Raw genomic sequence first — 12,944 nt, 5'->3', positions numbered from 1 at the left:
AAATTATGAATTTTATGAAGAAGAATATTTTTCTTATTGGATGTAGTATCCTATTTATGACCTCTGCATTTATTCTGAAGTTTCAGGGAGAAAAGGTGGAAAGCACTCTTGAAATTTATGATCTTGAAACGAAGCAGAGAAGTGTAGTTTATAAAGCTGATGAACACTTTGAAGCCCCCAATTGGTCTGGGGATGGGAAGTTTTTAGTTTACAACAGCAATGGTAAAATATACAAATTTAATTTCGGAGGAAAGCCAGAATTGATTAATACAGACTTTGCCACTAAGTGTAACAATGACCATGGCATTTCCCCGGACAATTCTCAATTGGTTATAAGTCATCACGAAAGTAAAACAGGTAATTCAATAATTTATACTTGTCCTATAAGCGGTGGTGTTCCAGTGGCCAAAACTCCTGTTGGTCCTTCTTATTGGCATGGATGGTCTCCGGATGGAAAAACATTAGCATATTGCGCTGAAAGAAATGGAGAGTTTGATATATATTCTATTCCTGTGGATGGAGGTAAAGAAACACGTCTTACCAATGCTGCTGGTTTGGATGATGGTCCGGATTATTCTTATGATGGGAAATATATCTATTTCAATTCAGTGAGAACCGGTAAAATGAAAATATGGAGAATGAAGCCGGATGGTAGTGAGCAAACTCAAATGACATTTGATGAATATAATGACTGGTTCCCTCACCCTTCACCAGATGGCAAGTGGATGGTATTTGTATCCTATGATAAGGATGTGGATGGACATCCTGCAAACAAGAACGTTCGATTGAGATTGATGCCTCTTTCAGGTGGAAAACCTGAAGTGCTGGCGGAACTGTTTGGGGGACAAGGTACAATCAATGTTCCTTCCTGGTCTCCTGATAGCAAGAAGTTTGCTTTTGTAAGCTATAAGCTACAGAATAAATAAAGATCTTTTATAAATATTATAGTAAACAATTAAAAGCATAACGATGCAATACAGAACATTTGGACGTACCGGCTGGAAGATCAGTGAAATAGGGTATGGTATGTGGGGCCTTGCCGGTTGGACTGGCAATGATGATAAAGAAACTTTCAGCTCATTAGACTATGCCGTTGAAGCGGGTTGCAATTTTTTTGATACTGCCTGGGGTTACGGAGAAGGAGCAAGTGAAAGAATTCTGGGAGATTTGTTGAAGAAAAATTCTTCGAAGAAACTTTATGTAGCCACAAAAATTCCACCAAAGAATTTTAAATGGCCTTCTAAAAGTCATTTCAAATTGGAAGAGTGTTTCCCTGCTGAGCACATCATTAAATATACAGAGATGAGTTTGAAGAACCTCGGTGTAGAAAGAATAGACCTTCAGCAGTTCCACGTATGGGAAGATTCATGGGCTCATCATGAGGAATGGCAAAAAGCTGTGGAGCAATTGAAAGCTCAGGGGAAAATTGAAGCAATGGGTATAAGTGTAAACAGATGGGAACCTGCAAACTGTATTAACACAATAAAGACTGGCTTTATTGATGGTATACAGGTAATTTATAATATTTTTGATCAGAACCCTGAAGACGAGTTATTTCCAGTATGTAAGGAACACAATGTTGGGGTTATTGCCCGCGTGCCGTTTGATGAAGGTACACTTACAGGATTACTTACAAAGGAAACGAAGTTTCCTGAAGGAGACTGGAGAGCAACTTATTTTGTCCCTGAAAACCTTATTTCAAGTGTTGAACATGCAGATAAGTTAAAGCCAATAGTGCCTTCTGATATGAGTATGCCAGAGATGGCACTCAGATTTATCCTTAGCAATAAAGATGTTGCTACTACCATACCTGGTATGAGAAAGCTTCACCATGCCAAAAGTAATCTTGCAGCTAGTGATGGAAAAGGCTTATCAAAAGAACTTCTGGAAAAACTTAAGCATCATCGCTGGGACAGAGTGCCAACTTCATGGTCTCAGTAGTTTATGTTTTGATAAGTTAAAGCAACCTTTTATAAAAGACTTTTATGTTTTCAAGCAAAAAATTTAATAGGCAACTATGTTGCCTATTCTTTTCTTTAGTTATCCCCTTTACATCTTTTAGTCAGAAGGGAGATAAAGCCAAAGTTGTTTCTGAGCTTATTGCAAGGATGACATTGGAAGAAAAGGTAGGGCAGATGACAAATCTAACACTTTCTGCTATTACCGAGCCTTCTGATGATCCTCTTAAGGTTGATCCTGCAAAGCTCAGGGAGGTAATTGTAAAACACAATATCGGCTCTATTCAGAATGTAGTAAAGCATGCCTATAGCATCGAAGAGTGGCACAAGCTGATCAATGAAATTCAGAAAGTGTCCTTAACGGAAACAAGGCTTAAGATCCCGTTTTTATATTGTATTGATGCGGTGCATGGGACAAACTTTACCCTTAATTCAACTTTGTTTCCTCACAATCTGGGTCTTGCAGCTACAAGAAATCCTGAGCTTGTAAAGCTTTGTGCTGAGATTACTGCAAAGGAAGTAAGAGCATCTGGTATCCGGTATAACTTCTCTCCTGTCCTTGATGTAGGCAGACAACCTTTATGGCCTCGCTTTCCGGAGACATTTGGTGAAGACGTTCTCCTCACAAAGACAATGGGTGTAGCTTCTGTCAAAGGCTATGAAGGCAAGAGTCTGAATGACTTTACAAGTGTAGCTTCTTGTATGAAGCACTTCGTTGGATATTCGGTTCCCGCAAATGGTAAAGACAGGGCAGCAGCGTATATTCCGGAAATTAATCTGAGAGAATATTTTCTTCCGCCTTTCAAAGCGGCTGTTGATGCTGGTGCTCATACGCTTATGGTAAATTCAGGTGAAGTGAATGGAACTCCTGTTCATGCCAGCAGATTTTTGCTTACTGATGTGCTGAGAAATGAACTGAACTACAAAGGCATCGTAATCAGCGATTGGGAGGATATCAAAAAACTTACAGAACGCCATAAGGTAGCAGAAAATCACAAAGAGGCTGTTTATCTTTCAGTAAATGCAGGTATTGATATGTGCATTGTACCGTTTGACTTCAGCTTCTATAATGATTTGATAGCTTTAGTGAAAGAAGGTAGGATTAAGGAAGAGCGTATTAATGAATCTGTAAAGAGAATTCTTGACCTTAAATTTGATCTTGGAATTTTTGAAAGACCATATGTAGAAAAAGAAGCTGTCAAAAATTTCGGATTACCAGAATATACGCAAGCAGCTTTAGCTGCAGCAAGGGAGTCCATTACTCTGCTGAAAAATTCAGATCAGGTTCTGCCTTTGAAGAGGGATAAAAGAGTTCTTGTCGTTGGTTCAAATGCAAATTCACTTACAGCTTTGAACGGAGCCTGGTCGTATACCTGGCAAGGGCGTAAAGCTGAGTATTTCCCAAAGACAGAATTGACCATTCTGGATGCCTTGAAAAAGAAGGCTGGAGATATCAATATAGTTTACAAGAAAGACTTTAAAGATGTTACTTCTGCTGAAGCTAAACCAGATTATATTATTGTCGCATTGGGTGAAGATGCTTACGCTGAAACCCCTGGAAATACCAAAACATTAGAGCTTGCTTCTGAAGATATTGAGGGCGTTAGAAATATTGTAAAATTGTATCCTGGGATTCCTTTGATTTATGTTCTCACCGAAGGAAGGCCAAGACTTATCAGAGAAATAGAACCTTTTGCAAAGGGAGTATTGATGGCTTATTGGCCAGGTTCACAAGGAGGTAATGCAGTTGCAGATATATTATATGGAGATTATAATCCAAGCGGAAAGCTGCCTTTTACATATCCTCGTTACTCCGGAGAACTTATGACTTATGACCATAAGTGGCTGGATGAAGCAGTAGAGATCGTAGAACCTGAGTACAAGTATCTTTATGAATTTGAGCCACAGTATCCCTTTGGTTTCGGAATGAGTTATACAAACTTTACTTTGAGCAATTTAAAGTTAAGTAGTGACCAACTTACAGGAGATTCTAAAATTAAAGTTTCTGTTGATATTAAGAACACAGGTCAGCGGGTTGGTAAGGAGACAGTTGAGTTATATTCCAGAGATCATTTTGCCTCTGTTACACCTTCTGTAAAACGCCTGAGAGGATTTAAAAAGGTTGAGTTACAACCGGGGGAATTAAAGACTGTTGAATTTGAAATTTCAAGAGAAGACCTTGCTTTTGTGGGTACAGATATGAAATGGCGCACTGAGCCAGGAGGTTTTGATCTGATAGTTGGGGACTTAAATGTAGTTTTAAATTATAAAGGTCAATAATTTAAGTTTGTGAGTGTTTAATTTGTAAAGCCGACTTATTAAAAGGGTCGGCTTTTATTTTTTAATGAGTGTCCAGAATAATATGGCTTATCTTACTTTTTATTGGAGTTTAACTGTTAGGGGTAATTAAAATTTAATTAAAATTTCCTAGGATAAGGCATTATTGAATTGAGTAATTCTACTGATTTGTTTCGTTGAGCTATTTTTGCAATTGAAAGAAATTCAATTGTCTGCATCATTTTGGGTGCTTTACTTAGTCAGATGTTTACTGTGGAAATTTTCTACAGGTCAATAATGACGCAGGTTTTCATTACGTTAAATTTTTTTAAGCAGCGTTTTTTTTGTAAATTCATTTCTTTGTTTCTATTTCAAAGTCATTAAATATGAATTACCGCACCTTTTTTTCATTATTAGGTTCAATAGTTTTGACCCTGCTTTCTAGCCTAAATAGTTTCTCTCAAATAAAAAATATAATTGTTCCGGAGGGTAAATATTTTATTGATAGTTTCAATAAGATTATCCTATGTACTGAAAAAATTTCATCTTTCGGTGGCATAGATGAGGCAGAAGAAATTAATATAGTTTTTGATAAGAATTATAAAATTAAAGGGTCCCCAAATTTCTTCTCTTATTCTGAATCATATGATTTGGTTGTTGCAGATAATGAACAAAATCAATTTAAATTGTTCTTCACTCAGCTGCCTGTTTTCTCCATTCATACGAAAGGTGAAGTAGTCGATGATCCAAAAGTTGGTGGTTATCTGACTTACTCTGACTCTACAGGGATTCTGCTGACATCAGATATTGGAATTGAATTAAGAGGTAATTGGTCTCAGACTTTACCTAAAAAATCTTATGATCTTGAATTTTGGGCAGATGCAACAGGTGAAGAATCTATTGATGCAAAATTTGGAAATCTGAGAAGTGATGATGATTGGGTTCTTGATGCATTATATAATGAGCCTCTGAGAATTAATAGTTATACCGCACATAAACTTTGGTTGGATATTCATACGCTATATTATGCAGGCAAAGCGCCAAAGGCTAAAGCGGGAGCTGATGTTTCATATTCGGAAGTGTTTTTAAACGGTTATTATCAGGGCATATATATGTTGTCCGAGCAGGTTGATAGAAAGCAATTGGATCTGAAGAAAACCAATGGTGCAAATGTGGAAGGAGAGTTAATTAAAGGAGATGACTGGGGAGATGCAGCTAGCTTCATTAAGGCTAATCCTTATGATAATGATTCTCTAACATGGGATGGCTTTGAAATGAAATATCCTGATGAATTTATAAGCTGGAATAATATTCATGCCTTCGTAGACTTTGTTGTAAACAGCAGCGATGAGGAGTTTAAAAGAGACATTTTCAATAGGTTTGCCATTGATAATGCCATCGACTATTTCATTTTTATGAATGTATTAGGGGCGTCTGATAATACAGGAAAGAATATTTTTATCTGTAAGTATAAAGCAGGTGAACCGTATTTTTATACTCCATGGGACCTTGATGGTACTTATGGCACATTATGGGATGGCACAAGGCAATATACGGCAACATTTGAACTGACAAACGGATTATATCAAAGGTTATTCGAACTCAATCCAAATCAATTTGTAGAAAAATTAACTTCCAGGTGGACTGATCTTCGAATGTCTAAATTCAGTAATGCTTCATTAGCTGAAGGGCTTGATAAGAGTTATAATTTGTTGAAAAGTAATAACATTTACGAAAGGGAAGAAATTGTATGGAAGGAATATAAGTTTTCAATAAATGATTCTACTTTTATCAAATCCTGGATTGATGAAAGGCTTCAATTCATGGATGGATATGTCTCTGAATTGCCAGATGCAATTGAAACATCCATTAAAAATTCATCTATTGTCAATACTATTTATCCGATTCCCGCTTCTGACTTTATTACAGTTGATTTTAAAGGAGCTGATGGTACAGAGTTTTCTATAATTAATCTTCAGGGTGTTGTTCAAAAGAATGGTCAATTGAATGCAGGAAAAAATCTCTTTGAAACAGGAAATTTTGAAAACGGAATTTACTTTGTAGTAATAGGCAATAGCTTTCAAAAGATCTCTATAATGAGGTAATTGTAGAAATGATAAATTTAAAAGACAGAGAGTGGCCAAGCTTGTCACGCTCTGTCTTTTTTATATATTTGTTAAAATACTTTTTATTAATTGTGATATGAAATTTTTTACAATATTCTGCTTTTTCCTTTGCCTTTCATTAGGTCTTGTTGCTCAGGATTATAGCCCTTTACGTAAAGGGGTAACATATCAATACGCAACAACCAACCGAGATACTCTATTCACCCTCAGGATTGATTCTGCATATGCAGTTGGATCAGATTCAATATTCGAGTTGGATAAGAAGTATATAGGCTGCGTGAACGATGAATGTATTTCAAATATTTTGGGGAGAAAAATAATTAAGTCCCCTGATAAAGTTTTTTCCTTCATTACACTATCAAAGGATACCTTAGTATTGAAGCTCAATGAATCACTAAACACATCATGGATTTTTTCAAAAAGAAGGAACCTTGAAGCAACAATTTTTTCTAAAAGCTATGAAAAAGTTTTTGATCTTATGGATTCTCTAATTACTATCAGGTTAAGCAATGGAAAAGAAATCAAGATTTCAAAATCATATGGTCTTTACAGTACCGAATCTCCTTTTGAATATATAGCTCCGATATCAGGAGTAAATACCGTAAATTTCTTTTCTTACAAACTAGATGCCATAAGGGAACTTAAGCTGGGTAATTATTTTGCCACCCTTGAAAATATATACAATTTCGAAGTCGGAGATAAATGGGGGCAGTTAGAAGAAGCTGCTGAATGGCCTAGGCCAATAATGGAACCAAGAGAGAAAATTTATTACAAAGTTTTAAATAAATGGTTAATTGAAGGGACCACTTCTTATGATTACAAAATTCAAAGAATTAAAAAGAGCTATAATTGGGACGTAACAATTGACACTCTGTCTTTAGAGCGGTACAGGATGGAGACATATGATTATAATTCAGGAATTTTCGACCGCCTTACTTATGAATATAATTATGGACTTAATGAGGTTCATTACGAAAATTATATAACTTATATTGACCATGATTCACTAAAAGTGCAATCCATTGTAAATTTTGAGAGCAGTTTTTACCATGTATATTCCCCTGGCATTGGACTTGTTTCATATTACGATGCAAATTGGGGGGGCGGTCCGAATGAATACAAAATGACAACTGTCTGTTATAAAAAGGGAGATAAAGTTTTTGGAAATTGTGACGAATGGTTAGCTATTATTCTTGATACTAAACATGCTATGATTGATTCTAAGATAGAGATATTACCTAATCCAGCATCTGAGTTTATTAATATAGAAAATGCTATAAGTGCAGATTATGAGCTTATCAATTGTTATGGCTCAGTAGTCTTTAAAGGAATAATCGAGACTGATCAAGAAGTGATTTCTGTTAATAGCCTTGAGGAAGGCCTTTATTATTTGAAATTAGAAAGTCTTGGATCTTCCATTGTCCGGAAAATAGTTGTTCTCCATTAATTTAATTCATTAAGATTCAGAGAATACTCTTTGTTGTACTTAGCTCTATACTGTATTGGCGACATGCCTGTATACTTTTTAAATGTCATTCTGAATGCTTTAGGATCCGAATAACCTACGCCATACATAACTTCATTCACATTGTTAGCAGTTGTCTCGAGGTTTTGTTTGGCGGCCTCTATTCTTACACGTTGCACATATTCTATGATGGTATTGGAGGTGGCTTTTTTGAATCTGCGCTCAAGATTTCTTCTTCCTATAGCAAATTTTAAAGCGATCTGGTCTACAGAATACTTCTCTCCCGGATTGCTTTCTATAAGTTCCTGAGCTTTTTTAACAATTAAATCTTCATGATCTTTTTGGCCATTAAATATCATGAATGGTGATTGGCTCCTTCGTTCAATATCTATCTGAAATGCCCTGGCCATAAATAGCGCAATATCTCTTCCAGCATATTTTTCAACCAGATAAAGAATAAGGTTTAAATAAGAGAAGGCTCCGCCGCTAGAATATATTCCGTTTTCATCAGTGATAATTTTATCTTCTACAAGACGTACATCAGGAAACATCTTTTTGAATTCATTTGCTGAAAGCCAATGTGTGGCACAGCTTTTACCTTTTAAAAGTCCTGTCGAAGCCAGCAGAAATGCGCCGACACAAAGGCTCGCGACTTCTGCGCCTTTATGATAATGGTCTGTTACCCATTGATAGTAATCTTTATTCAATTCAATTATTGATTTTATGTCTCCATCAATTGCAGGAATAATGATGAGATCTGTTTTGTTTATATCGCTTATCAGTTTGTCAGGATGAATTTTGTATAAATCATTTGTGATAGAGACTTCTTTAGTAAGGCCAGTAAGTTTTATTTCAAACATGGGCTCCTTTCCGAGGCGAACTAGGTGCTTATTTACTTCAGAGAACACCTGACGAGGTCCTTCAATGCTGCCTAGCACAGCGCCTATTGGTACCAGAATAGATATCTTTTTCATTCTATAAAATTAGATGATTCAATTGTCGCAATCTACCCCCAAAATAGTCGCATTTTCAGAGCTTTAGGTTGGGTAAGGATATTTAATTTCGGTCTCCTTAAATCATAATTTGTCAGGAAGAAAATTGCAAATGAAAACAAGTAATCCGATTTCTTCTTTATGGTAAATAAGATTTTTCAGGTATATGAATCAATATTTTCCAAACTAAATAATTATTGAAATGAGTGTAATTAATAGAATCATTCCTTGCTTGTGGTTTGATGACCAGGCTGAAGAGGCAGCTAAGTTTTATACATCAATCTTTAAAAATTCTAAAATCACTAAAACATCCTATTATGGAGAAGAAGGTTTTGAATTCCACAAGAAAAAGGCCGGTACTGTTATGGTTGTGTCCTTTGAAATCGAAGGACAACAATATAATGCGTTGAATGGCGGACCTCTGTTTAAATTTTCAGAAGCCGTTTCATTACAAGTGATGTGTGAGAACCAGACTGAAATAGATTATTATTGGGCAAAACTAACACAGGGAGGAGAGGAAGGTCCTTGTGGTTGGCTAAAGGATAAGTTTGGGTTCTCCTGGCAAGTTGTCCCCACAATTCTGGAGGAAATGCTTACAGATCCTGATATAAAGAAAAGAGAAAGAGTTATGAAAGCTTATCTGCAGATGAAGAAGTATGATATAAGTTTGCTTGAGAAGGCGTTTGAGGGAAGATAAAAGACTAATTTTCATGATCAGAATCAATAGGTTAACTTTTTTATAAAATTTTGATCATGGAGATATGCCCAATTTAACATAAACAGTTACTCAAATTTTACTATCTATTCTTTGAAAAGGCAATCGAGAAATCTTCTGCCTTTTACTCCCATCCGTTCCTGATATAAAGATTTATATAGTATCTTCGGTAATATGATATTGAGTAAAAGTACCACCAATAAGAATAAATGAATATCCTGGAAAGAATTTCGCTGTTGTCCGATACAAAAAGATGGTGGCTATCTATTGCGTCTACATTGCTTGTTAATTGTGCATTATATGTGCTATTAATTTATTTTGGTCGCATTTTTGGAATTGCAGTCTTTGGTTTAGTTCCATTATTGACGGGATTAATGGCTACCTGGCTTTATGGTTTTTCAAGAGACATTTCAAGACTTTCTTCTATTGGAATTTCATTTACAACACTAATATTTTTGATCTGTCTGCTGGTCCTGGGAGGAGCATTGACTACCCAATATTTACTTTTTATGGTGTTGGTTTCTTTTAATCTTTGCTGGATTGGCAGTACCATAGGAAGGATGTTAATTTTAAGGAATTAGGTACGATTCCGATTTCTCTCAAACATTTTCAGGGCTTGTCAGTTGTGTTGTTTCAACAAAAAAATGGCACAAAATGATGAAACAAGCCCACTTAAAATTACTTTTTATCTTTTCTCTTGTATTGCTTTTTTCCTGTGAAACTAAGAAACAAGAAGCCGGATCTTCAGATACCGCTGCAGCAGCGGGTGAACACGCAGCGCCTTCAGAAGCAGAATCTGTATATAAAGTTGATACTGCAAAAAGTAGTATAAAATGGACAGGTAAAAAAGTTACCGGAAAACATAATGGATCAATCAAGATTCAAAGCGGTGAGTTAAAGGTTGTGAATAATGTTGTGACAGGTGGAACTATCACAATCGATATGAAATCAATAGTGAATGAAGATTTAACCGATAAAGAAAGCAATCAGAAACTTATCGGACATTTGAAATCCCCAGATTTCTTTGATGTAGAAAAGCACCCTACAGCTACTTTTGAAATAGTCAGATTAGACGCTGGTAAAGCAGAGAAAGAAGAAATCATTACCGGAAAGCTTACTTTAAAAGGTAAGACAGATGAAATCAGTGTGCCTGTTAAAATTACTCATCATGATAATGAGTTAAAGGCAAAAGGAACTACTGTAATTGACAGAACTAAATGGGATATTCGTTACGGTTCAGGCAAATTTTTTGAAAACCTTGGTGATAAAGCTATTTATGATGAGGTGGACATTGAGTTTGACTTAGTGGCAACCAAATAGCTTTCCATTAAAAATATTGATTCAATACAAATCCCCAGGGAAACCTGGGGATTTTTCATTTGTATTCCCTCAATTCTTCGCTCAAAACATAAGCCAACTTCAGCGGTTAGTTTTTCTTAATCAAATTTTAATCATTATTAATTTAAGCTATGAGAATGAATTTTACTCCATTGAAAAAAGTGATCTTTGTATTTGCGGCCCTTCTGTTTTTCGGAGGGAGTGTGTTTGCTCAATTGTCTACTGCATTAGTTCAGGTAATTCACAATGCTGCGGATCCTGAGCTGCTTACTGTCGATGTTTATGTTAATGATGTACTTTGGGCAGACAATGTCCAGTTTAGACAGGCAAGCGAATTTGAGGCTGTTCCGGCAGGTATAGCTACCAAAATTGATGTGGCTCCGGCTTCAAGTACAAGTTCTGCTGATGCGATTTATAGCACAACTGTTACTCTGGCTGGCGGTACAAAAAATATCATCATGGCAACAGGTGTGGTAGGAACCGGTTTTGCCCCAAATCCAGATGGGGAAGATATTGCGTTTAAACTGACAACCTTTGATGCGGCAAAAGATATTTCCAGTGATCCTTCCACTGTGGAAGTTAACTTCTGGCATGGTGTCACCGATGCGCCCGTATTGAATGTAGTGGCAGATACAGAAGATACTTTGGTGAAAAATATCGGATATAATCTTTTTGCAAATTATGATGTGTTGACTCCAGCCATTCATAATATCTATCTCACCAGCGCCATTAACGAAGAGGACACTCTGGGTGCTTTTACTGCAGATCTTACCGGCTATGCAGGACAGGCAATTTTGATATTTGCAAGTGGTTTTCTGAATCCTTCGCAGAATAATGATGGGCCGGTATTCGGTTTGTTTGCAGCATTACCTAATGGAGATGTTGTCCCTCTGGAAAATATTATATCAAGTGTTAAAGCTTCAGGAACGCCTTTTCAAAAGCTGTTGGCTTATCCGGTACCATCAACAGACCAGCTCACCATTGAAATCGAAAACGATACTCCTGGTATGGCTGAGATAGAGCTGGTGAATATGTATGGCAATGTTGTACAGCCATCTTTTGTTTATCTGACTTCCGGCAAAAACATACTGAATCTGGATTTAAGCAATGTTACCACGGGTCAGTACCTTGTTAAGATAATAGGAAAAACAAGAACAGGAACAGCTCGCTGCGCAGTAATTAAGTAATTAATATTATAGTTGGTTAGGCAAGGATACTACTGATCAGTGGTATCCTTGTATTTTTTCGTGATGTCTCCATTCCTGTGTTGTATTGTTCTACTGAAGTCTTTTGTATTTTTATATGAATTTGAATCCATTTTTTAATTAAAAGGTAATCGTGCTGATTTTTTTTGAAGTAGAAAGATGCATTGATCTTTAATTGGTGTATATAAAAAAATATAAAGTAAATTTCGGATATGAAGAATGTTGTGTTCCTGTTGAGTTTCTCTATCATGCTGGTTTTTAATGGTTGCAAGAATTCTGGGGATTGCAGGGGGTATGATCCTAATGCCACGGGAAATATTTTTATTCCTGATTTAAAAGTTAAAGAATATGTTTATTATAAAACAAAGAATCAGCCTGATACCTTAAAATTTCAGGTCAGTACCAACAGTAAAAGGAAAGACTGGAAAAAAAGCTCAGGAATAGGAAGTGGAGGATGTGGTCCAAATTGGACAGTGCTATTATCTAATCTAAGTGATCCCATGAGTTCCCTCCCTCATTGCTCCATTATCTACCAAAGCTATTCGCATTGTTGTTATGGGAGTAATTTTGAGATGTGTGATAGATTTGATCAGTTTGATAAAAGTGAAAATTCCAGATTTTATGAAGCCATAACTTTGAATGGTAAGGAATTTAAAGAAGTTACTACTTTTTGGAAAAAAGATTCTTCCAATGCAGAGGTCAAAAGGATCTATCTGCAAAAAAGTAAAGGTATTGTAGCTTTTGAAACCTCAAATAATATTTGGTCTCTTATTGAATAATTTTTTTGATTCCCTGATTTTAAGCTTTCCCCTTATCTTAATTTATTATCAATTCATTAAGCCGACAAATAAAGCAATGTTCTTCTTGT

General features: G+C 36.0%; 11 protein-coding genes. 9 read left to right on the top strand and 2 right to left on the bottom strand.

Annotation, left to right across the window (positions count from 1 at the left end; all coding sequences use genetic code 11):
* Nucleotides 1–14: 14 nt before the first annotated feature.
* The 5 genes from K350_RS0104315 to K350_RS0104295 all read left to right on the top strand — a co-directional run bounded on the left by K350_RS0104315 (nt 15) and on the right by K350_RS0104295 (nt 7,808).
* On the top strand, nt 15–926 hold the full coding sequence (locus K350_RS0104315) for a TolB family protein (RefSeq protein ID WP_028978847.1): 912 nt from the start codon (nt 15–17) through the stop codon (nt 924–926).
* Between the two features lie 43 nt (nt 927–969).
* Entirely contained in the window at nt 970–1,941 is a 972-nt protein-coding gene (locus tag K350_RS0104310; protein WP_028978846.1) for an aldo/keto reductase, read from the top strand.
* Between the two features lie 44 nt (nt 1,942–1,985).
* Complete coding sequence (locus K350_RS27365) at nt 1,986–4,238, top strand: glycoside hydrolase family 3 N-terminal domain-containing protein (RefSeq protein ID WP_051312862.1); 2,253 nt, start codon at nt 1,986–1,988, stop codon at nt 4,236–4,238.
* 383 nt (nt 4,239–4,621) lie between these two features.
* Entirely contained in the window at nt 4,622–6,340 is a 1,719-nt protein-coding gene (locus K350_RS0104300) for a CotH kinase family protein (protein WP_028978845.1), read from the top strand.
* Between the two features lie 97 nt (nt 6,341–6,437).
* A complete protein-coding gene (locus tag K350_RS0104295; RefSeq protein ID WP_028978844.1) occupies nt 6,438–7,808 on the top strand; it encodes a T9SS type A sorting domain-containing protein in 1,371 nt (456 codons plus the stop codon).
* On the opposite strand, the gene K350_RS0104290 is transcribed toward K350_RS0104295, so the two are convergent.
* Entirely contained in the window at nt 7,805–8,800 is a 996-nt protein-coding gene (locus K350_RS0104290; protein WP_028978843.1) for a GlxA family transcriptional regulator, read from the bottom strand. The two genes, K350_RS0104295 and K350_RS0104290, sit on opposite strands and share 4 nt — an antisense overlap.
* A 220-nt stretch (nt 8,801–9,020) precedes the next feature.
* Here K350_RS0104290 and K350_RS0104285 point away from each other — a divergent pair, with 220 nt between their 5' ends.
* Entirely contained in the window at nt 9,021–9,515 is a 495-nt protein-coding gene (locus K350_RS0104285; RefSeq protein WP_028978842.1) for a VOC family protein, read from the top strand.
* Nucleotides 9,516–9,921: 406 nt separating this feature from the next.
* Here K350_RS0104285 and K350_RS32675 read toward each other — a convergent pair whose 3' ends face one another.
* The gene (locus K350_RS32675; protein WP_156026927.1) at nt 9,922–10,086 is read right to left on the bottom strand and encodes a hypothetical protein; all 165 of its coding nucleotides are present in this window, start codon (nt 10,084–10,086) and stop codon (nt 9,922–9,924) included.
* A 101-nt stretch (nt 10,087–10,187) separates the two neighbouring features.
* On the opposite strand from K350_RS32675, the gene K350_RS0104275 reads away from it, so the two are divergent.
* The 3 genes from K350_RS0104275 (at nt 10,188) to K350_RS0104260 (ending at nt 12,855) form a co-directional block, all read left to right on the top strand.
* Nucleotides 10,188–10,853: a YceI family protein gene (locus tag K350_RS0104275; protein WP_028978840.1), complete on the top strand. Its 666-nt coding sequence runs from the start codon at nt 10,188–10,190 to the stop codon at nt 10,851–10,853.
* Nucleotides 10,854–11,002: 149 nt separating this feature from the next.
* Nucleotides 11,003–12,058 carry a DUF4397 domain-containing protein gene (locus K350_RS30765; RefSeq protein WP_028978839.1) on the top strand — a complete coding sequence of 352 codons (1,056 nt, stop codon included), beginning with the start codon at nt 11,003–11,005 and terminating at the stop codon, nt 12,056–12,058.
* Nucleotides 12,059–12,288: 230 nt separating this feature from the next.
* Nucleotides 12,289–12,855, top strand: coding sequence for a hypothetical protein (locus K350_RS0104260; RefSeq protein ID WP_028978838.1), 567 nt, complete (start codon nt 12,289–12,291; stop codon nt 12,853–12,855).
* Nucleotides 12,856–12,944 lie beyond the last annotated feature (89 nt).

Source organism: Sporocytophaga myxococcoides DSM 11118 (genome assembly GCF_000426725.1).
GTDB classification, from domain to species: Bacteria; Bacteroidota; Bacteroidia; order Cytophagales; family Cytophagaceae; genus Sporocytophaga; species Sporocytophaga myxococcoides.
Note: the sequence above shows the minus strand (reverse complement) of the source record. Positions and strands in the feature narration are given on the sequence as shown.

Excerpts from the sequence above, each read along its gene's own strand:
- K350_RS0104315 (WP_028978847.1), top strand. The coding sequence starts at position 15 with ATGAAGAAGAATATTTTTCTTATTGGATGTAGTATCCTATTTATGACC.
- K350_RS0104285 (WP_028978842.1), top strand. The coding sequence starts at position 9,021 with ATGAGTGTAATTAATAGAATCATTCCTTGCTTGTGGTTTGATGACCAG.
- K350_RS0104290 (WP_028978843.1), bottom strand. The coding sequence starts at position 8,800 with ATGAAAAAGATATCTATTCTGGTACCAATAGGCGCTGTGCTAGGCAGC.
- K350_RS0104295 (WP_028978844.1), top strand. The coding sequence starts at position 6,438 with ATGAAATTTTTTACAATATTCTGCTTTTTCCTTTGCCTTTCATTAGGT.
- K350_RS32675 (WP_156026927.1), bottom strand. The coding sequence starts at position 10,086 with ATGGTACTGCCAATCCAGCAAAGATTAAAAGAAACCAACACCATAAAA.
- K350_RS0104310 (WP_028978846.1), top strand. The coding sequence starts at position 970 with ATGCAATACAGAACATTTGGACGTACCGGCTGGAAGATCAGTGAAATA.
- K350_RS27365 (WP_051312862.1), top strand. The coding sequence starts at position 1,986 with ATGTTTTCAAGCAAAAAATTTAATAGGCAACTATGTTGCCTATTCTTT.
- K350_RS0104275 (WP_028978840.1), top strand. The coding sequence starts at position 10,188 with ATGATGAAACAAGCCCACTTAAAATTACTTTTTATCTTTTCTCTTGTA.
- K350_RS0104300 (WP_028978845.1), top strand. The coding sequence starts at position 4,622 with ATGAATTACCGCACCTTTTTTTCATTATTAGGTTCAATAGTTTTGACC.
- K350_RS30765 (WP_028978839.1), top strand. The coding sequence starts at position 11,003 with ATGAGAATGAATTTTACTCCATTGAAAAAAGTGATCTTTGTATTTGCG.
- K350_RS0104260 (WP_028978838.1), top strand. The coding sequence starts at position 12,289 with ATGAAGAATGTTGTGTTCCTGTTGAGTTTCTCTATCATGCTGGTTTTT.